The 21260-nt window shown below is 66.5% G+C and carries 19 protein-coding genes; 11 read left to right on the top strand and 8 right to left on the bottom strand.

From position 1 onward, the window contains the following. The first annotated feature begins 23 nt into the window (after positions 1-23). From ACODS0_RS07365 to ACODS0_RS07330, 8 genes are all read left to right on the top strand, one after another. Positions 24-731 (top strand): response regulator transcription factor, encoded by a 708-nt coding sequence (locus tag ACODS0_RS07365; RefSeq protein WP_055398497.1) that lies wholly within the window; start codon positions 24-26, stop codon positions 729-731. Further along, the gene (locus ACODS0_RS07360; protein WP_488833943.1) at positions 728-2119 is read left to right on the top strand and encodes a histidine kinase dimerization/phospho-acceptor domain-containing protein; all 1392 of its coding nucleotides are present in this window, start codon (positions 728-730) and stop codon (positions 2117-2119) included. Before ACODS0_RS07365 ends, ACODS0_RS07360 begins: the two co-directional genes overlap by 4 nt. Positions 2120-2198: 79 nt before the next feature. After that, positions 2199-3263: a class II fructose-bisphosphate aldolase gene (gene fba / locus ACODS0_RS07355; RefSeq protein ID WP_055398457.1), complete on the top strand. Its 1065-nt coding sequence runs from the start codon at positions 2199-2201 to the stop codon at positions 3261-3263. Positions 3264-3580: 317 nt separating this feature from the next. After that, positions 3581-4315: a hypothetical protein gene (locus tag ACODS0_RS07350; RefSeq protein ID WP_121421491.1), complete on the top strand. Its 735-nt coding sequence runs from the start codon at positions 3581-3583 to the stop codon at positions 4313-4315. A 63-nt stretch (positions 4316-4378) separates the two neighbouring features. Continuing rightward, positions 4379-5980: a Re/Si-specific NAD(P)(+) transhydrogenase subunit alpha gene (locus ACODS0_RS07345; protein ID WP_228897279.1), complete on the top strand. Its 1602-nt coding sequence runs from the start codon at positions 4379-4381 to the stop codon at positions 5978-5980. 35 nt (positions 5981-6015) lie between these two features. Beyond that, entirely contained in the window at positions 6016-7428 is a 1413-nt protein-coding gene (gene pntB / locus ACODS0_RS07340; RefSeq protein WP_426305495.1) for a Re/Si-specific NAD(P)(+) transhydrogenase subunit beta, read from the top strand. A 91-nt stretch (positions 7429-7519) separates the two neighbouring features. Beyond that, the gene (locus ACODS0_RS07335) at positions 7520-9199 is read left to right on the top strand and encodes a long-chain-fatty-acid--CoA ligase (protein ID WP_488833940.1); all 1680 of its coding nucleotides are present in this window, start codon (positions 7520-7522) and stop codon (positions 9197-9199) included. Between the two features lie 70 nt (positions 9200-9269). Continuing rightward, complete coding sequence (locus ACODS0_RS07330; protein ID WP_218300948.1) at positions 9270-10037, top strand: 5'-methylthioadenosine/adenosylhomocysteine nucleosidase; 768 nt, start codon at positions 9270-9272, stop codon at positions 10035-10037. Between the two features lie 293 nt (positions 10038-10330). Here ACODS0_RS07330 and corA read toward each other — a convergent pair whose 3' ends face one another. From corA to ACODS0_RS07305, 5 genes are all read right to left on the bottom strand, one after another. Beyond that, positions 10331-11317 carry a magnesium/cobalt transporter CorA gene (corA, locus tag ACODS0_RS07325; RefSeq protein WP_055398450.1) on the bottom strand — a complete coding sequence of 329 codons (987 nt, stop codon included), beginning with the start codon at positions 11315-11317 and terminating at the stop codon, positions 10331-10333. 198 nt (positions 11318-11515) lie between these two features. Continuing rightward, entirely contained in the window at positions 11516-12298 is a 783-nt protein-coding gene (locus ACODS0_RS07320; RefSeq protein ID WP_488833938.1) for a uracil-DNA glycosylase family protein, read from the bottom strand. Positions 12299-12326: 28 nt separating this feature from the next. Beyond that, positions 12327-12806 (bottom strand): ribosomal protein S18-alanine N-acetyltransferase, encoded by a 480-nt coding sequence (gene rimI / locus ACODS0_RS07315; RefSeq protein ID WP_055395464.1) that lies wholly within the window; start codon positions 12804-12806, stop codon positions 12327-12329. 19 nt (positions 12807-12825) lie between these two features. Next, on the bottom strand, positions 12826-13542 hold the full coding sequence (gene tsaB, locus ACODS0_RS07310; protein WP_488833935.1) for a tRNA (adenosine(37)-N6)-threonylcarbamoyltransferase complex dimerization subunit type 1 TsaB: 717 nt from the start codon (positions 13540-13542) through the stop codon (positions 12826-12828). A gap of 30 nt (positions 13543-13572) precedes the next feature. Next, positions 13573-14571 (bottom strand): DMT family transporter, encoded by a 999-nt coding sequence (locus ACODS0_RS07305; RefSeq protein ID WP_488833933.1) that lies wholly within the window; start codon positions 14569-14571, stop codon positions 13573-13575. A 97-nt stretch (positions 14572-14668) separates the two neighbouring features. Here ACODS0_RS07305 and dacB point away from each other — a divergent pair, with 97 nt between their 5' ends. The 3 genes from dacB (at position 14669) to ACODS0_RS07290 (ending at position 17891) form a co-directional block, all read left to right on the top strand. Beyond that, positions 14669-16141, top strand: a complete 1473-nt coding sequence (dacB, locus tag ACODS0_RS07300; protein WP_488833931.1) for a D-alanyl-D-alanine carboxypeptidase/D-alanyl-D-alanine endopeptidase — start codon at positions 14669-14671, stop codon at positions 16139-16141. A gap of 50 nt (positions 16142-16191) precedes the next feature. Continuing rightward, positions 16192-16461, top strand: coding sequence for a SemiSWEET transporter (locus ACODS0_RS07295; protein WP_055395455.1), 270 nt, complete (start codon positions 16192-16194; stop codon positions 16459-16461). A gap of 131 nt (positions 16462-16592) precedes the next feature. Further along, the gene (locus tag ACODS0_RS07290) at positions 16593-17891 is read left to right on the top strand and encodes a lipase family protein (RefSeq protein WP_121421483.1); all 1299 of its coding nucleotides are present in this window, start codon (positions 16593-16595) and stop codon (positions 17889-17891) included. 123 nt (positions 17892-18014) lie between these two features. Here the strand turns inward: ACODS0_RS07290 and ACODS0_RS07285 are convergent, their stop codons facing one another. From ACODS0_RS07285 to ACODS0_RS07275, 3 genes are all read right to left on the bottom strand, one after another. Continuing rightward, positions 18015-18968 (bottom strand): SGNH/GDSL hydrolase family protein, encoded by a 954-nt coding sequence (locus ACODS0_RS07285; RefSeq protein WP_488833928.1) that lies wholly within the window; start codon positions 18966-18968, stop codon positions 18015-18017. 76 nt (positions 18969-19044) lie between these two features. After that, positions 19045-20061: an L-threonylcarbamoyladenylate synthase gene (locus tag ACODS0_RS07280; RefSeq protein WP_426305488.1), complete on the bottom strand. Its 1017-nt coding sequence runs from the start codon at positions 20059-20061 to the stop codon at positions 19045-19047. A 2-nt stretch (positions 20062-20063) separates the two neighbouring features. Beyond that, complete coding sequence (locus tag ACODS0_RS07275; RefSeq protein ID WP_488833925.1) at positions 20064-21236, bottom strand: 5-(carboxyamino)imidazole ribonucleotide synthase; 1173 nt, start codon at positions 21234-21236, stop codon at positions 20064-20066. Positions 21237-21260: the final 24 nt, after the last annotated feature.

Raw genomic sequence — 21260 nt, 5'->3', positions numbered from 1 at the left:
CCGCGCCCGGCGACAATCGCTGCATGCGAATACTCGTTGTCGAAGACGATGCCGGCATTGCCGCAGGCCTGCGCACGAACCTGCAGCAACGTGGCTATGCGGTGGATGTGTGTGATGGCGTGGCCAGTGCCTGGGGGGCGTTGCGCGCGGAGCGCTTTGATGCCGTGCTGCTCGATCTGGGGCTGGCCGACGGTGATGGCGGCGATCTGCTGCGGCGGTTGCGCCTCAGCCCGGCGCCGGGGGGAGCGGCTTCTGCGCAGGTTTTGCCCGATCCCTCCACCCCTGTGCTCATCGTGACCGCCCGTGACCAGGTTCACCAGCGCATTGCGGGGCTGGACCAGGGGGCGGACGACTACCTGGCCAAGCCTTTTGACATGGACGAGCTGGATGCGCGCTTGCGCGCCCTGCTGCGCCGGGCCGCCGGGCGCGCCTCGCCCACCATCCGCTATGGCGATATCGAGATGGACCCTGCGGCGCGCACCGTGCACCAAGGCGGCAAGCTGGTGGAGATGTCGCCCCGGGAGTTTTCGGTGCTGCTGGTGTTGCTGGAGGCGCGGGGGCGGGTGCTCTCGCGCCAGCAGATCGAAGAGCGCCTGTACAGCTGGGATGCGGCCATCGAGAGCAATGCGGTGGAGGTCCACATTCACCACCTGCGGCGTAAGCTGGGCAGCGCATGTATCCAGACCATGCGCGGTGTGGGCTACTTCATGCCCCAGGAGGCGGCCGCATGAGCGCTGCTGCCGCAACGCCCGGGGGGAGTGCGCGCAGGCCGTCGCTGACCCGGCAGCTGCTGCTGTGGTCCCTGGGCGCGCTGGTGCTGGTGTGGGGCAGTTTTGTGTTCATGGGCTACCAGACGGGGGTGCACGAAGCGGATGAACTGACCGACGGGCACCTGGCCAGCGTGGCCGCCCTGTTGCTTAACCTGCGTGCGAACGAGGCTGCCGAGGGGCCCCAGGTCACCCAGCGGGTCGCCACACCCTGGCTCAAGTCGCACGACTACCAGCAATCGCTCAGCGTCGTCCAGTGGGATGCGCAGGGGCGTCTGCTCCATCACAGCGGTACGGCGCCTGTGCCTGCTTTCAGCGCCGCCGAGGGGTTCGCCAACATGGCGCTGGGGGCGAAGGGGGTGGTGTGGCGCAGTTTTTCCCAGTGGGACGCGGCACGCACGCACAAGATCATGGTGCTGCTGGAGCTGCGCGAGCGCGACGAGCTGGCCCAGGACATTGCCGAGCAGATGATCGAGCCCGGCCTGTGGTTGCTGCCCGTGGTGTCCCTGGCTCTCGGGCTTGCGCTGTGGCGCGGTCTGCGCCCGCTGTATGCCCTGTCGGCCGACGTGGCGGCGCTCGACCCCGCCAGCACCCAGCGCCTGGCGTCACGCCATGCCTGGAACGAGTTCGAGTCCGTGGTCGCATCGATCAACACCCTGCTGGACCGCCAGCAGGCGGCGATGGTGCGCGAGCGCCGGCTGGCCAATGAAGTCGCGCACGAATTGCGCACGCCCCTGTCCTCCATTGCGCTGCAGGCCAGTGCTTTGGGCGGCGAACTGGATGCGGCCGCCCGGGCGCAGGCCATCGCCCGCATTGGCCAGGATGCCCTGCGTGCAGGGCATGTGCTCAACCAGCTGCTGGCCCTGGCGCGCGCGAGCCGGGCCGAACTGCATGAGGCCAAGGCGCCGGTGGATCTGTGCGCGGTGGCGCGCCAGGTGTGTGCCGACTATGCCCAGGCGGCCTGGCAGCGGGGCAACGACATCGCACTGTCGGCGCCACCGGCGCTGTGGGTGTCTGGGCATGCGCTGCTGCTGGACATCGCGGCGCGCAATCTGGTGGAGAACGCGCTCAAACACACGCCAGACGGCACGCACATCGCCGTGCAGGTAGGTGCTTCTGACGGGGCGGGTGCATGGCTGCAGGTGTGCGACGACGGCGCGCGGCGCCAGGGCGATGCGTCTGTCGCTCCGGGGCCGAGAAACCCCTCGGACAGCCTGCATCTGGGCCACGAGATCCTGCGGCGGGTCGCAGACATTCATGGTGGCTATTTCGGGCCAGCGCCTGCCGCCCCGCCCTTTACCACCTGTTTTCGGTTGGATTTGCCCCCTTCGGCGGTCACGCCCCCCGGTTAAAATTGCGAGTTACCAAGCGGTTACCACCGCCAAGCCCGGCTTACAGCGCCTTCCCCAACCCTCAACGGACCCTACGACCATGCCCCTCGTTTCGATGCGCGAACTGCTCGACCATGCCGCTGCCAACAGCTATGGCATCCCTGCCTTCAACGTCAACAACCTGGAGCAGGTCCAGGCCGTCATGGCCGCCGCCGACGAAGTGGGCGCCCCGGTCATCCTGCAGGCCAGCGCCGGTGCCCGCAAATATGCGGGTGAGCCCTTCATCAAGCACCTCATCCAGGCAGCGGTCGAGGCCTTCCCGCACATTCCGCTCGTCATGCACCAGGACCACGGCACTTCGCCCAAGGTCTGCCAGGGCGCCATCGACCTGGGCTTTGGCTCGGTGATGATGGACGGCTCGCTGATGGAAGACGGCAAGACGCCTTCCTCCTTCGAGTACAACGTGGAAGTGACCCGCAAGGTGGTGGACATGGCGCACAAGGTGGGCGTCACGGTCGAAGGCGAACTGGGCTGCCTGGGCAACCTGGAAACCGGCGAAGCCGGTGAAGAAGACGGTATTGGCGCTGAAGGCAAGCTCGACCACAGCCAGATGCTGACCGACCCTGAAGAAGCCGCCGTGTTCGTCAAGGCCACGCAACTGGACGCCCTGGCCATTGCCATCGGCACCAGCCACGGCGCCTACAAGTTCAGCCGCAAGCCCACGGGCGACATCCTGGCCATCAGCCGCGTCAAGGAAATCCACCAGCGCATCCCCAACACCCACCTGGTAATGCACGGTTCCTCGTCGGTGCCCGCCGAGTTGCTGGCCATCATCAACCAGTACGGCGGCAAGATGAAGGAAACGTACGGTGTGCCGGTCGAGGAAATCCAGGAAGCCATCAAGCACGGCGTGCGCAAGATCAACATCGACACCGACATCCGCCTGGCCATGACCGGCGCGGTGCGCAAGTTCCTGGCTGAGAACCCCGACAAGTTCGACGCCCGCGAATGGCTCAAGCCTGCCCGCGAAGCTGCCAAGCAGGTCTGCAAGCAGCGTTACCTGGAGTTCGGCTGCGAAGGTCAGGGCAGCAAGATCAAGGGCCTGAGCCTCCAGGTTGTGGCAGCCCAGTACGCTGCGGGTACGCTGGCCCAAGTGGTGAACTGATCGTTGGCATGAGGCCCTGCGGGGCCGCTGTCCAGCCTGGCTGCGTTGTGCTGCCAGGCTTTTTTTTGCCTGTCTGCATGCGGAGACTGGGGAGTTCCCTCTACAGCAGACAAAGGTGACAGCGACAAGATCTTCTTCATGTAAGCTCACGGTCAGCTTGCCCACCGGCAGCGCCGCAAGAAGTGTCCGATACCAGGGCGCTTTCAACACATTTCTCACCAGCTACACCGAGCTGGTTGTTGCATGGCAGAAGCCGTCGATGGACGGACTCGGGTGCCGTGGGATGATTGAAGGCGAATTCGTATGAACCTTTCTCTATGACTCTGACAATTTCAAAGTTCCGGCGGCTGTTGCCTCTCTTGCCTGTGTTGGCCGTGACGGTGTTCACGGTGGCGTGCGCACCCCTGACCGTTCCTCCCAAGTCCGAATATCCCGTGGGTCGCGCCCGTCTGGTGTTGCCGCCGGGGGCGTGGCAGGACCTGGGAACCTCCGAAGAAGCCACATCCAGCCCCGCAGGCCGTACCCCGCTCCAGACGCGTGCGGTGGCGCTGCGGGGTGCACAAGGCGAATGGCTGGCCGCGGTGCGCGTGCAGACCAACCGCACCGGCGATCTGCGCGGGTCTCCGCAAGGGGTGGGGTACTGCCCGCCGCAACAGGACGTCGTGGTCAAAGATCCCGCGGATGGCAGCCCCGTGCGCGCCGACTGCCTGCGCTTCAAGCTTTGGGCGAGCAGCCCCAAGTGGCTTGAAAAGAACCGACCCGATCTGGGCCAATGGATGGCCAGCCGCCAGATCGCGCTGAGCACCCCCTATGCGCATGTGAGCTACCGCTACGTCACCGAAGCGGGTGTCTGGGTGGCGGTGGATGCCCTGGTGGACCAGCGGCTGATCAGCGTCCGGCCGCGCAACAACGAAGAGTTCCTGCTCGCAGGTCTGCCCTTCCAGCAGTGGGCCTATGACCTGGCCCAGGCTGCGCGCCTGAGCGCCGGCATGGTGGACGGCCACCTGGCCATTCCGCCTTTCCCGTTCCCCACGCCCACATCCAGGCCCTAGCTCGCCAGTTTTTCCCTGCCTGGCGGCCTTGCATAACGATTACGAAACTCGAGGAGACCTCTAATGCAGACAACCCCCGTCCCGCAGCCGCAGCGTATCGGCGTGCCCAGGGAGACCTTCCCCGGTGAAAAGCGCGTGGCCACCGTGCCCGATGTGGTGGAAAAGCTGATCAAGCTGGGCTTCGCGGTCACGGTGGAGTCGGGGGCTGGGGATGGCGCCAATTTCAGCGATGACGCCTACCGCGCCGCCGGGGCTCAGATCGTGGGCGACGCTGCCGCGCTGTGGGCTGCATCCGATATCGTCTTCAAGGTGCGCCCGCCCAGCAGCGACGAAGTGGCGCTGATGCGCGAGGGTTCGACGCTCATCGATTTCATCTGGCCCGCCCAGAACCCGGAACTGATGCAGCAGTTGGCCGCGAAGAAGGCCACGGTGCTCGCCATCGACTGCCTGCCACGTACGCTCTCCCGCGCGCAGAAGATGGACGCACTCACCTCCACCGCAGGCGTCAGCGGCTACCGCGCCGTCATCGAGGCGGCCAACGCCTTTGGCCGCTTCTTCAACGGCCAGATCACGGCGGCGGGCAAGGTGCCGCCCGCCAAGGTGTTCATCGCAGGCGCTGGCGTGGCGGGTCTTGCGGCCATTGGCACGGCGGCCAACCTGGGCGCCATCGTGCGCGCCAACGACACACGTGCCGAGGTGGCCGACCAGGTCAAGTCGCTGGGCGGTGAGTTCGTCAAGGTGGACTATGAGGAAGAAGGCTCGGGCGGCGGCGGTTACGCCAAGGTCATGAGTGAGGGCTTCCAGGCCGCGCAGCGCAAGATGTACGCGGAGCAGGCTAAGGACGCGGACATCATCATCACCACCGCGCTGATCCCCGGCAAGCCCGCGCCCAAGCTCATCACGGCCGAGATGGTGCAGAGCATGAAGCCCGGCAGCGTGATCGTGGACATGGCTGCCGAGCAAGGCGGCAACTGTGAGCTGACGGTGCCCGGCCAGGCCGTGGTGCGCCATGGCGTGACCATCGTCGGCTACACCGACCTGGCTTCGCGCCTGGCCAAGCAGTCGTCCACCCTGTATTCCACCAACCTGCTGCGCCTGACAGAAGAGCTGTGCAAGGCCAAGGACGGCGTGGCCGTGGTCAATATGGAGGATGACGCGATCCGGGGCCTTACCGTGGTCAAGGATGGTGCCATCACCTGGCCTGCGCCACCGCTCAAGCAGGCCCCTGCACCGGCACCCAAGGCTGCGGCGGCACCCGTGGCCGCCAAGAAATCCAGCCATGGCCCCGGTGCCCCCATGTCCGCCAAGACGCTGACCATTGTTTTTGCCGTGCTGGCCGTGCTGTTCTGGGCCATCGGTGCCTATGCGCCTGTGGCCTTCCTGGGGCACTTCACGGTGTTCGTGCTGGCCTGTTTCATCGGCTACATGGTGGTGTGGAACGTCACGCCCGCGCTGCACACGCCGCTCATGAGCGTGACCAACGCCATCTCCAGCATCATCGCCATCGGCGCGCTGGTGCAGATTGCGCCGCCCGATGCGGGCATCAATGGGCGCCCTGATGGGCTCATCCTGTGGCTTGCCTTTGCCGCCCTGGTGCTCACGGCCGTCAACATGTTCGGTGGCTTTGCGGTCACGCGCCGCATGCTCGCCATGTTCCGCAAGTAATCCGATAACGACAAGAACAACGAGGAGCACAGAACATGTCCCAAAGTCTCGCTACCGTGGCCTACCTGGGCGCGGCCATTTTGTTCATCCTGAGCCTGGGCGGGCTCTCCAACCCCGAAACCTCGCGCCGGGGCAACCTGTTCGGCATGGTCGGCATGGCGCTGGCCGTGCTGGCCACGGTGTTCGGCCCGCGCGTCAGCCCCGCAGGGGTGGCCTGGATCGTCGGCGCGCTGGTGATTGGCGGCGGCATTGGCCTGTATGCGGCCAAGGTCGTCAAGATGACGCAGATGCCGGAGCTGGTCGCGCTCATGCACAGTCTGGTGGGTCTTGCGGCCTGCCTGGTGGGGTTTGCCAGCTATGTGGATACCTCGATCCAGCTGCAAGGCGCGGAGAAGATCATCCACGAGGTGGAGATCTATGTCGGCATCCTGATCGGCGCCATCACGTTCAGCGGATCACTGATCGCCTTTGGCAAGCTCAACGGCAAGATCGGTGGCAAGCCGCTGTTGCTGCCCGGCCGCCACTGGATGAACCTGGCTGCGCTGCTGATCGTGATCTGGTTTGGCCGCGAGTTCTTGCGCGCCGAGACCATTGAACAGGGCATGGTGCCGCTGATGGTGATGACGGCGATCGCGCTGCTGTTCGGCATCCACATGGTGATGGCCATCGGTGGCGCCGACATGCCGGTGGTGGTGTCCATGCTCAACAGCTACTCGGGTTGGGCGGCGGCGGCCACGGGCTTCATGCTGTCCAACGACCTGCTTATCGTCACGGGCGCGCTCGTGGGCTCCTCGGGCGCCATCCTGTCCTACATCATGTGCAACGCGATGAACCGCAACTTCATCAGCGTGATCGCGGGCGGCTTTGGCTCGGGCGCTGGAACTCCCGCCAAAAAAGGCGAGGCAACCGAGCCGCAGGGCGAGGCCGTACCCGTCAGCTCCGCCGAGACGGCCGAGCTGCTGCGCGACGCCAAGAGTGTGATCATCGTGCCCGGCTACGGCATGGCTGTGGCCCAGGCCCAGCACACGGTGTACGAGATCACCAAGACCCTGCGCGAAAAAGGCGTGGATGTGCGCTTTGCCATCCACCCCGTGGCAGGCCGCATGCCCGGCCACATGAACGTGCTGCTGGCCGAGGCCAAGGTGCCCTACGACATCGTTATGGAGATGGACGAGATCAACGAGGACTTCCCGAATGCCGACGTGGCCATGGTCATCGGCGCCAACGACATCGTGAACCCGAGCGCGCTGGACGATCCGTCCAGCCCCATCGCCGGCATGCCGGTGCTCGAAGTGTGGAAGGCCAAGACCTCGATCGTGATGAAGCGCTCCATGGCGTCGGGCTATGCGGGGGTGGACAACCCTCTGTTCTACAAGGACAACAATCGCATGCTGTTTGGCGACGCCAAGAAAATGCTCGACGAAGTTCTTTCCGCGCTCAAGGGGTGACGGGCATAATTCCACCGCGAAAAAAGCACGACCGTGCTGTTAGGCGCAGCACGGTTTTCACGACCTCAATAAAACTTATCAGGAGACAACAATGACCCATCGCCCCTGGCTGACAGCCTATCCGCAAGGCGTCCCCGCAGACATCGACACCACGCAATATCCGTCGCTCGTGGCCCTCATGGACGAGGCGTTCACCAAGTACGCTGGCCGCGTGGCCTACAGCTTCATGGGCAAGGAAGTGACCTATGCCCAGACCGACTCCCTGAGCAGTGCGTTTGCGGCCTACCTGCAGGGCCTGGGCCTGGTCAAGGGCGACCGTGTGGCCATCATGATGCCCAACGTGCCGCAGTATCCCGTCACGGTGGCTGCCATCCTGCGCGCAGGTTTTGTGGTGGTCAATGTGAACCCGCTGTACACGCCGCGCGAACTGGAGCATCAGCTCAAGGACTCGGGTGCCAAGGCCATCGTCATCATCGAAAACTTCGCCACCACGCTGCAAAGCTGCATTGCGAACACGCCCGTCAAGCACGTGGTGCTGTGCGCCATGGGCGACCAGCTGGGCCTGCTCAAGGGCGCTCTCGTCAACTATGTGGTGCGCAACGTCAAGAAGATGGTGCCCACATACAACCTGCCGGGTGCCGTGCGTTTCAATGACGCGGTGGCCCAGGGCACGCGCGGCACGCTCAAGAAGCCCGACATCAAGCCTGACGACATCGCGCTGCTGCAATACACCGGCGGCACCACGGGTGTGAGCAAGGGCGCAGTGCTGCTGCACCGCAACGTGATCGCCAACGTGCTGCAGTCCGAGGCGTGGAACGACCCCGTGATGAAGAAGGTGCCCGCAGGCGAACAGCAGACCAGCATCTGCGCGCTGCCCCTGTACCACATCTTTGCGTTCACCGTGAACATGATGCTGAGCATGCGCACGGGCGGCAAGACCATCCTGATCCCCAACCCGCGCGACCTGCCTGCCGTGCTCAAGGAACTGTCCAAGCACACCTTCCACAGCTTCCCGGCCGTGAACACGCTGTTCAACGGCCTGGCCAACCACCCCGATTTCAATACCGTCAACTGGAAGAACCTCAAGGTCTCGGTAGGCGGGGGCATGGCCGTGCAGGGCGCTGTGGCCAAACTGTGGCTGGAGAAGACCGGCTGCCCCATCTGCGAAGGCTACGGCCTGTCGGAGACCAGCCCCTCGGTCAGCTGCAACCCCGTGACCGCCAAGGAGTTCACGGGCACCATTGGCGTGCCGCTTCCCGGCACCCTGATGAAGCTGATCGACGACGATGGCAAGGAAGTCACCACCCTCGGCCAGCCCGGCGAGATCGCGATCAAGGGCCCGCAGGTGATGGCCGGGTACTGGCAGCGCCCCGATGAAACCGCCAAGGTCATGACCGACGACGGCTTCTTCAAGTCCGGCGACATCGGTGTCATGGACGAGCGCGGCTTCTTCAAGATCGTGGACCGCAAGAAGGACATGGTGCTGGTCAGCGGCTTCAACGTCTACCCCAACGAGGTGGAAGAGGTCGTGGCCAACTGCCCCGGCGTGCTCGAATGCGCCGTGGTGGGCGTGCCTGACGAGAAGACCGGTGAAGCCGTCAAGCTCGTGATCGTCAAGAAAGACCCCGCGCTCACCGAAGCGCAGGTCAAGGAGTTCTGCCGCGCTGAACTCACGGGCTACAAGCAGCCCAAGGTCATCGAGTTCCGCACCGAGCTGCCCAAGACCCCCGTGGGCAAGATCCTGCGCCGCGAACTTCGGGACAAGAAGTGACCCGTGGGGCCACGTGCCCCGCTTGACAATCCAGGCGGCCTCGGCCGCCTTTGTTTTTCAGGGAGAACCCATGACCACCGCCATCCTCAGCGCCTTGCCCGAAGAGCAAAGCTCGCTGGTTGATCACCTCTTGCACCCTCAGCGGGTGATGCACGCAGGCCGGGCTTTCTGGCTGGGTGATCTGCAGGGCCGCCCGGTGGTGTTGGCGCTGTCGGGTATCGGCAAGGTGGCGGCGGCCACCACGGCCACGGCGCTCATCGAGCGTTTCGGTGTGGCGCGCATCGTCTTCACCGGGGTTGCGGGCGGTGTGGGCGATGGCGTGAATGTGGGCGATGTGGTGGTAGCGCAGGACTACCTCCAACACGACATGGACGCCTCTCCCCTGTTCCCCCGCTGGGAAGTGCCGGGCTACGCACGCAGCCGCCTGGTCTGTGATGCGGCATTGTCTGCTACGCTTTTGGAAGCTGCTCACGCTTGTGTATCAAGCGCTAGAGGCCAATTTGGCTTGGAGTATGTGCCGCAGAGTACATCGGAAGATGCCCTGCACCGCGCGCACCACGGCCTGGTTGCCAGCGGGGACCGCTTTGTTTCTGCCGCCGATGAAGCCCACCGTCTGCGCACCACGTTGCACGACGCTGGCCACAATGTGCTGGCCGTAGAAATGGAAGGCGCCGCCGTCGCCCAGGTGTGTCACGACTACGGCATCCCCTTCGCCGCGGTGCGCACCATCTCCGACCGCGCCGACGACACCGCGCACGTGGACTTCCCCCTCTTCGTGCAGACCGTAGCCAGCCGCTATGCCGAGCACATGGTGCTTGCCCTCATGCATAAACTATGAAATTGATAGCTGCTAACGCTTTATGGATAAGCGATAGAGGTCAATTTGACTCATATTTTGCGTTGAGATAAACGACGAACCGATTACCAGCTTCGCTTCGGTTTCGACAGGTTCAGCCCGAACGGGCAGGGCGTGGATTCAAAGAATCAGCAAGAGCTTCAGGGGCGACAAAGTTCGCCCCCGCGCCGTGAAACCGGCGCGCCCCAAATACCAGCGCCATCGCGGAACCGGCTCTGCCGGGCCGCTGGAGGCGTCCCCCCTCGGGGGGGAAGGCGCGCAGCGCCACAGGGGGGCTACTTCAACCAGCCGCGCTTGCGGAAATACCACATGGGCCCGAGCGCACTGGCCACCATCAGTGCAAGCGCATACGGGTAGCCCAGCGACCAGTCCAGCTCGGGCATGAACTTGAAGTTCATGCCGTACACGCTGGCGATCAGCGTGGGCGGCAGCAGCGCCACGCTGGCCACCGAGAAGATCTTGATGATCTTGTTCTGGTTGATGTTGATGAAACCGACCGTGGCGTCCATCAAGAAGTTGATCTTGTCGAACAGGAACGCCGTGTGGTTGTCCAGCGATTCGATGTCGCGCAGGATCTGGCGGGCTTCCTCGAACTGCTCGGAGTTGAGCATCTTGCTGCGCATCATGAAGCTCACCGCGCGGCGGGTGTCCATCACGTTGCGGCGGATACGGCCGTTCAAGTCTTCCTGGCGGGCAATGGCGCCCAGCACCTCGCCAGCAAGGGCGTCGGTCACGTCGCCGGCCAGCACTTGCTTGCTGACTTTCTCCAGCTCGTCGTAGATGTTTTCGAGCGTGTCGGCCGAATACTCGGCGTCGGCATCGAACAGCTTGAGCAGAACTTCCTTGGCGTCCTCGATGAGGCCCGGCGCGCGGCGTGCGCGCATGCGCAGCAGGCGGAACACCGGCACGTCTTCGTCGTGGATGGAAAACAGCACGCCCCGGCTCTTGAGGTTGGCGTTGTGCTGGTTCAGGATGAAGGCCACGCGCACCGAGCGGGGGTCTTCGTCGTCGTCAATCAAGAAGTCGCTGCGGATGTGCAGCTCGCCGTTGTCTTCTTCGTAGAAGCGGGCGGATTCCTCGATGTCCTCGTCCATCGCATCCTCGGGGATGGACAGGCCGTAGTGCTGCTTGATCCAGCGTTTTTCTTCGAGCGTGGGGGCTTCCAGGTCCACCCAGATCGGCTGGAACTTGGTCAGCTCTTCCAGCGATTCAATTTCTTCCTGGAACAGCCGGCCATTGGCGAGCGTGAAGATGTTGAGCATGGGCTCACTCCCTTGTTGTATGGCATCTGCGGTGTGGGGGATCGGGTGCTTTCAACCCCACAGCGGCAGGCCGGGGAGCTGAAAGCTACCAACTCGGGTAGGTTTCCAAGGAGCTTTCTCCGTAAAAAAATGGACAGGCGGCGGATTATGGCACTGCGGCTGCAGTGGAGTCGTTGCAAATGCCCGCGCCCTCAGCGGTCAGCCGGGCGAAGCCTGGCGCACGATGGCCAGCGCCCGGCACAGGTCGGCCCAGGCGGCGGCTTTGACGTCTTGCGAGCGCAAGAGAAACGCGGGGTCGTAGGTCACCACGGCCGGGCATTCCGCCAGCTGGTGCGGGCCCGCGCGCAGGCGGCCCAGCGGCTCGGTGCGCCCCAGCGCCGCCCGTGCCGCCACATGGCCCAGCACCAGGACCAGGGCGGGTTGTAACTCAGCCACGGCGTCGGCCAGCGCGGCGGGGATGTTGCTGTCGCCACCGGTCTCTGCGCCGGCTGCAGTGCGCTCCAGCGCAGCAAGGAACACACGGGGGTGCTTGTGCAGCTGCATGGCGCGCAGCATGTTGTCCAGCAGCCGGCCTGCGTCGCCACCCAGCGGCTCGCCCGGCGTCAGGCTCTCGGTCACGATCAGCCAGCCTCCACCCAGCCCGGCCGGGGTCTGCGATGGGTCGGCGTTGGGGTAAAGCACCTGGGGCGCATGCAGCCGCAAGCTGGGGATGGCCGGTGCTGCGCCTGCGTTCTCTACCGCAGGTGCCGGTGCGGGTGCTCGCGGGGCCGCTGGCTGGGGCGCTCGCGCAGCAGGAGGGCTGGCCGCGGCGGGTGCCGGGGCGGTGGGGGGCGCCATGCGGGCGGCAGGGGCGGGCGCCGCCGCGGCGACGACGGGGGGCCCTGCTGTGGTGCGGGCTATGGGTGCCTCCGGCTGCACCCACACGGTGACGCCCATTTCTTGCAGCATGGCGCGCTGCCGCGCATCGAGGTGAAGGCTCATGGCAAAAAGGGCCGGTTGAAGGTGTTGCTCACAGTGCCAGGCTCATGACCACGGCATCTTCGCGCTGGCCCAGGTCGGCGGGGTAGTAGCGCTTGCGTTCGCCCACGCGTCGGAACCCGTGTGTCTGGTAGATGTGCTGGGCGCGCAGGTTGCTCACGCGCACCTCCAGCCACAGCCATTGGGCGCCGCGCCCGCGCGACCACAGGGCCAGCGCGTCCAGCAGCACCCGCGCCCAGCCCTGGCGCTGGAACTCGGGGGTGACGGTGATGTTGAGCAGGTGCACCTCGTCCACCCCCATCATGGCCACGAAGTAGCCGAGCAGGTGTTCGTCCGCCATCAGCACCTGTGCCTGGTAGCCCGAGGCCATGGCATCGGTGAAATTGCCGCGTGTCCAGGGGTGCGAATAGGCACGTTGTTCCACCGCCAGCACGGCATCCAGCCGCGCGAGCGTGAGGGCTTCAAAGCGCGCCTCGGGCGCGCCGGCAGGCGGGGTGGGCAGGGCGCTCATGGGGTCTGGCAGAAAGGATTCACAGAGGAGCGGGCACCGCCTGGGCGGCGCGCAGCGCAGCCCGCTCGGCGGTGGTTTGTGCCACTTTATCGCGGATGTAGCGCGGCAGCGCATCGCTGGCCGGCACACCTTCGCCCGCTGCCAGCAAGGCCGGTGCCAGGCGCAGCAGCGCCGTGGCTGTGGGCAGCGCGGCCACGTGGGCGGCCATGGGCGCCAGCCGCTCGCCATAGGGCGTGCGCGCATTGCCCGCCACCGTCCACCCTGCGGGGGCAAGCACGGATTCCGGTGCGCCCAGGCCAAAGTCGGCCTCGGTGTGCCAGCGGCCCTCGGCAGCGACCCATTCGCAGCGCGCGTGGTAGACCTCGTCCATGCGCGCGTCCAGCACCGCCACCACCTGCGTGCAGCTGTGCGCGTGGCGCGCTTCCTCGGCTACGGCCAGCAGGGTGTCCACGGGCAGCACCGGCACACCCTGGCCCCCGCGCGCGCCAAACGCCAGCCCCTGGGCCACGGCGCAGGCGGTGCGCAGGCCGGTGAAGGAGCCTGGGCCCCGGCCAAACACAATGGCCTCCAGCGTATCGAACGACAGGCCCGCTTGTGCCATCAGGCTGCGCACCGTCGGGATCAGGGTGGCCGACGCTTGCGCGCCCCCGGGGCCCGTGTGCTGCCACACGGCATCCCCGTGCTGGACGGCAATGGATAGGGTGTCGGTGCTGGTGTCGAAAGCAAGCAGATTCATGGGGCCAGTGGGGTTGCGCGGCAAAGGAGGTCAGGGGACGGTAGGGCCAGGCACGGGCGTGGGCGGGGTGACCGCAGGCGCCTGGCTCCTGCGCAGCACGCCCAGCAGGATACCGGCAGTCACCAGCAGCAGGCCGGCGACGAGGTTCCAGTACATCGGCTCGTCCAGAAAAATCACCGCGCCGATGGCCGAGAGGCCGGGCACCAGGGCCGTGATCATGGTGGAGCGCACCGGGCCATAGTGCTGGATCATGCGGGTGAAGCCAATGCCCGAGATCACCACCGACCCGCCACCTTGGAACGCCATGTGAAAGACGATCTCGCTCCACGGCGCAATGGCCAGGTGGCTGGTGACGGTTCCCAGCGCAATCAGCAGGGCATAGCTGGGAACATAGACCAGGCAGGCAAACGCGGTGATGGCGATGGTGGCCTGCACGGCGTCCACGGCGTGGCGCCGGGCCAGCACGCTGTAGGTGGCCCAGCAGGAGGCGGCCAGCATGAACAGCACGTCGCCCTTCCACACATCACCGCCCGAAAACGCTGCCAGCAGGCTGCGCCCGCCCACCAGCAGGTCGCCTGCCACGATCAGCGCCAGGCCCGCCGCGCGCAGCGGGGTGATGTGGTCGCGCAGCAGCACGGCCGCCAGCAGTGCCGTCCACAGCGGCAGGCTGCCCGGCATGAGCACCGCCGCATGGGTGGCGGGCGCGTGGAAGAACCCCGCATAGGCCAGCATGGCGTAGAGCAGACCGCCAAAGCTGCCCAGCAGCACCGTGGTGCGCAGCGGCAGGGGCGAGATACCTGCCAGGCTGGAGGGCGGGGCCGCAGAGCCCAGTGCTGTGGTGCGCTGCCGCACCATCCACCAGCCCCAGGGCAGCAGGACCAGGCTGGCGCCCACGATGCGCAGCAGCGCAATGTCGAACGGGGTGAGCGTGCGCTGGGCCGAGGCGCGGGCAATGACGATGAAACCCGTCCAGATGGCGACCGTCACGACTGCTGCCAGCAGGCCGATGGCACGAGGAGAAAAACGCATCGGGGGATTATCGGTGGGTGGGGGCGGCGGCGCTTGCAGCGGGTCTGGAGGCCGCCGCGGCCCAGGTGGGTTTCCTGCCGGGCGATAGACTCGCTCCATGCTTTTGCTTCCTGTTTTTTGGCGCCGCGCTGCGCTGCGTGGCGCCCTGGGTGTTGTTGTGGCCTGGTTGGCTCTGGTGGGGGCTGTTGACACGGCCCAGGCCCAGGCGGCGGCGCCCGCCACCCCGCTGCCGCCCGAGGTCGAAGCCGCCCTGGCCCGCGCCAGGTTACCGCGCGAGGCCCTGTCGGTGATGGTGGTGGATGCCCAGGGCGGCAAAACTTCGCCTGCGCGCCTGGCGCACCGTGCGCAGTTGCCGGTGAACCCGGCATCGGTGATGAAGCTGGTGACCACTTACGCCGCGCTGGAGCAACTGGGCCCCGCCTATGTGTGGAACACCCCGGTCTATCTGCAGGGCACGGTGCAGGACGGCAGCCTGCGGGGCAACGTCTACATCCAGGGCCAGGGAGACCCCAAGCTGGTCATGGAGCGCCTGTGGCTGCTGATGCGCCGCCTGCAGGGCCAGGGTATCCAGGTCATCGTGGGCGACATCGTGCTCGACCGCACCGCCTTTGAGGTGCCCGACCACGATCCAGCGCGATTTGATGGCGAGCCCCTGCGCCCCTACAACGCCGCGCCCGACGCGCTGCTGCTCAACTACAAATCGTCGGTGATGACCTTTGTGCCCGATGCGGTGGCAGGCCTTGCGCGCATCCAGTACGACCCGCCATTGGCGGGTGTGCAGCGCCAGGCCACCGTGGCGCTGGCCGCGCCGGGCACCGAGTGTGGCGACTGGCGTGGTGCCTTGCGGGCGGAGCTGGCCGACCCGGCCAAGGTGGGCTTTCAGGGCGTGTACCCCGCGGCATGTGGCGAGCGCGTCTGGCCCGTGGCGGCGGCCGACCCACGCGGCTTTGCGGCGCGTGCGGTGGAGGGCATGTGGCGCGAACTGGGGGGCAAGCTCACGGGCAGCGTGCGCGAGGGCAAGGTGCCGCCTGGCCTGAAGCCTGCCTTTACCGTCACCTCGCCCGCGCTGTCTGAGGTGGTGCGTGACGTGAACAAATACAGCAACAACGTGATGGCGCAGCAGGTGTTCCTGACGCTGGCATTGCAGAAAAACGGCGTGGCCACCTTCGACGGCGCGCGCGATGCCCTGCGCCAGTGGTGGCTTGCACGCATCGGCGACGCCGAGCTGCCCCAGGCCGACAACGGCGCAGGCCTGAGCCGCGATGCCCGCCTGACGGCCCAGGCACTGGCGCGCATGCTGCAGGTGGCCTGGGTATCGCCCGTGATGCCGGAGCTGGTGGCGTCGCTGCCCATCTCCGGGGTGGACGGCACGCTGCGCCGCAGCCAGAGCCGTGCGGGCACGGCCCACCTCAAGACGGGCAGCCTGCGCGATGTGATGGCCGTGGCCGGTTACGTGCACGCGGCCAGTGGGCGGCGGTATGTGCTGGTGGCCGTGGTCAACCATGCCAATGCCGGCGCTGCGCGGCCCGTGCTCGACAGCCTGATCGACTGGACCGCGCGCGACCAGTGAATAATGCGCACTCGCGCAGCCATCCGCCGCGCAGTCACCCGCCTGCCTCCATGTCCACCACCGAGCTGATCGGCTACGTTGCCGCCTTCCTGACCACCTGCAGCTTCGTTCCGCAGGCCCTGCACACCTTCCGCACCCGCGATGTCCGGGGCATCTCTCTGGGCATGTACAGCGTGTTCACGGCGGGGGTAGCGCTGTGGCTGGTGTATGGCGTCGTCCTGGCGGCGTGGCCCATCGTGGTGGCCAACGCCATCACGCTCGCGCTGGCGGGGACGATCCTGGGGATGAAGCTCGTCTACGGGGCGCGCGGCCATCGTTGAGCGGCCGCTGCTGGCGGGCTGCTGTCACCTAGGCGTCTGCCCGCTGGTTCGGTCCGCGTTATCCCCTATGGATGGTGCAGTGCAGGTGCGCGCACGATGCGTCGTTGTTTCTTGACCTGAGGTATCCATCCATGAAGTATTTCCGCCTTACCTGTGTTGCCGCTGCTGCGGTGCTGCTTGTCGCCTGCGGTGGCTCTGACGATCCAGACCGTGGCTCGCTGATCGACCCCCCTGCCGTGATGACCACGCTGACGGCTGCGCAGATCGACGCAGGCACCTCCAGCAGCGGCCTGCAGGCCATCACGGGCAAGGCGAAGTGTGATGTCAAGGTGGTGGCGCTCAACTACGCCACCGTCGGCGCCAAGGCCGGAGAGAACACCAACGCCTCGGGCGTGATGCTGGTGCCCGCTGGCAGCTGCAGCACGGCCGCACCGCTGATTGCCTACGCCAAGGGCACCGATGTGCAAAAGCCCCGCACCCTGGCCAACCCGCAGGACAGCGAAACCTTCCTGCTCGCCGCCATGTACGCCGCCCAGGGCTATGCGGTGGTGGCCACCGACTACCTGGGCTTTGCCAAGTCGGGCTACAGCTACCACCCCTACCTGCATGCCGACTCGGAAGCCACCACGGTCATCGACTCGGTGCGTGCCGCGCGCAATGCAGCGGGCACCGTGGGGGCCAATCTGTCGGGCAAGGTCATGTTCACGGGCTACTCGCAGGGCGGGCACTCGTCGATGGCCGCACACCGCGCTGCCGAGCGCGACTATGGCAGCGAATTCAATGTGGTCGCAGGCGCCCACCTGGCCGGCCCTTACAACCTGTCGGGCTCGCTGCGCATTCCGGATGCGATTGCCGGGGTGCAGTTCTTCGTGCCGTATCTGGTGACGGCCTGGCAGAAGGTCTATGGCGACGTTTACACGGACGTCAAGCAGGTCTTCAAGGCACCGTACTCGGGCTACATCGAAAATCTGCTGCCCAACCCCACGATGACGTACACCACGCTGCTCACCTCGGGCACCCTGCCCGCAGGCACGCCCAACCAGGCGCGCGACGCGCTGTTCCAGTCCGCCTTCATCACGGGCTCGCAGACCAGCACCACCCACCCGCTGTACCTGGCGGCCAAGAAGAACGACCTGCTGGGCTGGAGCCCCAAGGCCCGCGTGCTGCTGTGCGGCGGTGCGGGTGACCCCACAGTGCCGCCAGCCATTCACCAGCGCGTGATGAAGGCCGACTTCGACAGCCGGGGCCTGACCAACGTGACCTCGGTCGACGTCGATGCCGCCATCCAGGCCACCTTTGGCCCGGGTGGCCAGGCCCCCACCGACCCCGCATCGGCCGCGTTTGCCACCTACTACGGCGCCTACCATGGCACCTATGAACCCCCGTTCTGCCACGCCCAGGCGCGCGCTGTGTTCGACATGGTCAAGTAAGGCAGCTGGCTTGCCACAGCAAGCCGCACAGCAAAAAGCCGACCCAAGGGTCGGCTTTTTTGTGGGCCGCTGCCCCTGCACAGCAGCAGGCTCAGCGGCGGCTGGGGGCGAGTCAGCAGCCCCTTACCAGCGGGCGCGCAGGCGGTCGTAAGCGTAGGTGCCGAACTGGCGCTGCGCCGAGGGCGTGAGGTACACCGGGTCGGCAAACACGTAGGAGGTCTGGCTGGCGCCTGGCAGCAGCGTGGAGGCGGTGCACAGGGCAGAGTTGACCTGTCCTGCGCCGATGCCGATGCCGTTGGTGGCATCCACCGAGGTGCACACGGCCGTGGTGGCGTTGTTGAAACCGTAGTTGGCGGGTACGCCGGTGTACAGGTTCACGTAGTAGGCCAGGTCCACATACAGTACGTTGGCACCCAGGTCCACGATGCCCACGAGCAGGCCGTCGTTGAAGCGGCTGCTGGCGTCAGCTAACAGGGCTTCGCGGCCAATGGTCTTGGCCCAGGGGGTCTTGCTCAGGTCGTAGGTTCCCGTCACAACCACATATTTGGCGCCTGCGGCGACCAGGCGACGCACCTGCGCGGCCATGTCTTCACCCGCCTGGCGGGCTGCGGCCACCATGGCAGCCTCGGTCTGGGTGCCGGCCTGCACGGCGGCCATGCCGGCAATCACGTCGCTGATGCCGCCGCTCAGAAACACCACGTCACTGGCGCCAAAGCTTCCACTGGCCAGGAAGGTGTCGATCTGCTCGGTGATGGTGGGGGTGCCGGCGTTGCCTGCCGCGTCGGGCTTGATCTTCACGCGGGCATTGCCTACGGCATAGCTCTTGCCACCGGCAGAGGCGGCCGCAAGGGGCTTGCCGTAGTTGGCGGCCACCTGCAGGGTCCAGTTGTTCACACTGCCGTCGTTGACGGTATAGCGCGTTCCTTTTTGCCCCACATCGCTGTTGGCATCGCCAAACGCGATGAAGCGCTCGGGCGCGATGGCCGATTCGGTGGTGCTGGAACCGCAGGCCGCGAGCAACGCGGCCGACGCACATGCGGCGACCAGTACGGTGCGGCGCATCCAATTTGCTGCCATGTATTTCTCCAGAAAAGTGGGGGGTAGTTTAGCGGTGCAACGTCAACGCATGTAAAGCCGCCTGGCGCGGCCGGAATCACGCTGCAGACGCACGCTGCAGTCGGTCGCGCACGCCTTCCCACTCGGGGCTGGTGGGCGGGGTCTCGATCCAGATCAGTTTCACGCCATCGTCGTCAAAGCCGCGCAGCACTGCAAACAGCTGCTGGGCCGTGGCGGTGGCGTCGTCGGGCATGCGGCGCATGACGAGCTTGGACGATTGGGTGCGCAGCGCTGCGCGGGCATACACCGCAATGTGGGCGGCGTCGGCGCCCAGCAGGTCCAGGCCGGTCTGCAGTGCCTTGGCGTCCATCAGCCGCACCTTGGCGGCGGGCGCGTAGTGCGCTTCGAGCGTGCCCGAGGCGCGGGGCGTGAGCGCGGGCATGTCGTCTTTGGACAGCGGCGCAATGCCGCAGGCCGCCCGGATCTGCTCGCGCGTGATGGCGCCGGGACGCAGCAGCACGGGCACGCCGCGCGTGCAGTCCACGATGGTGCTTTCGATGCCCACTTCGCACGGGCCGCCGTCGAGCACCAGCAGCTCGGCGCCCAGCTCGTCCTGCACGTGCCGGGCGGTGGTGGGGCTCACGCGGCCAAAGCGGTTGGCGCTGGGGGCGGCCACGCCCCACACGGGCGGGCCGCCCTGGGCGTCGCTGTCGCCGGGTGCGGCGCAGGCCTGCAGCAGGGCATGGGCCACGGGGTGGGCGGGGCAGCGCAGTCCCACGCTGTCCTGCCCGCCCGTGGCGGCGCTGGCCACGCCGGGCAGGCGCGGCAGGATGAGCGTGAGCGGGCCGGGCCAGAAGGCATCGACCAGCTTCTGCGCAAAGCCCGGCACCTCGCTGGCGAAGTGCGCAATGCCCTCGGCATTGGCCACATGCACGATCAGGGGGTGGTCGCTGGGGCGCCCCTTGGCCGCAAAGATCTGCGCCACGGCGGCATCGCTGCTGGCGTCGGCCGCCAGGCCGTACACCGTCTCAGTGGGCAGGCCGAGCAGCGCGCCGCTGCGCACGGCCCGCGCTGCGGCGGCGATGGATGCGGGCTGGGTGCCGTCAAGAATCATGGTCAGAACGGTGCGATGCCCAGCAGGGCCGCCGCCTGCAGGGCAGTGGCACGTGCTGCTTCGGGGGTGGCTGCGGTGATGTTGAGATGCCCCATCTTGCGACCACGCTTGGCGTCGCGCTTGCCATACAGGTGCAAGTGCGTGCCGGGCAGGGCCAGCACCTCGGCCCAGGGGGGCGTCTGCGCGGCGTCGCCGTGCGCAAACCACAGGTCGCCCAGCAGGTTGAGCATCACGGCGGGGCTGTGCTGGCGCGGCTGCGTGAGCGGCAGGCGGGCCATGGTGCGTACCTGCAGCTCGAACTGCGACACATCGCAGGCGTTCTGGCTGTAGTGGCCGCTGTTGTGTGGGCGCGGGGCGATCTCGTTCACCACCAGGCTGCCGTCCTGCAGCACAAAGAACTCCACGCAGAGCACGCCGACGTATTGCAAACCATTCGCTATCGAAACTGCAGCTGCTACCGCTTGCTGGGCAAGCGCTGGAGGCAGATTTTGTTCAAAAACCTCCGTCACCGCCAGAATCCCGTCGCGGTGCAGGTTGCGCTGCACGGGCAGGTGCACGGTGCCACCGTCGGCGCCGCGCGCCACGATCACCGAGCATTCCAGCGCCAGCGGCAGCATCTTCTCCAGCACGCAGGGCACCTTGCCGACAGAGTCCCATGCAGCGGCCAGCTCGGCGGGCGTCTTCACGCGCACCTGGCCCTTGCCGTCGTAGCCCATGCGGGCCGTCTTCAGGATGCCTGGTAACAGATCAGAAGAAACTGCAGCCAGTTGCTCCGCCGTTTCGATCACCGCATACGGCGCACAGGGCACGCCGCAGGCCACAAAGTGGGCCTTTTCCCGCGCACGGTCTTGCGCCACCGACACCGCGCTGGCGGCAGGCGACACGGGGCGTTGCGCAGCCAGTGCAGCCAGCGCGGTAGCGGGCACGTTTTCGAACTCGGTGGTCACAGCATCCGACAGGCGGGCCAGCTCGGCCAGGCCTTGCGGATCTTCATAGCCGGTCTGGATGTGGTGGTGGCTCACCAGCCCGGCCGGGCTGGTGGGGTCGGCGTCGAGCACGGCCGTGAAGTAGCCCATGGCCTGCGCCTGGTGCACAAACATGCGGCCCAGCTGGCCGCCGCCCAGCACGCCCAGTGTGCTACCGGGCAGAAGGGGTTGATGGGTGGATTTTTTCATCGCCGGGCCGCCCCAAGATGAAAA

The sequence above is a fragment of the Acidovorax sp. FG60 genome (assembly GCF_057808995.1).
The sequence above is the reverse complement of the archived record's forward strand: the minus strand, read 5'-3'. Positions and strand labels throughout refer to the sequence as shown.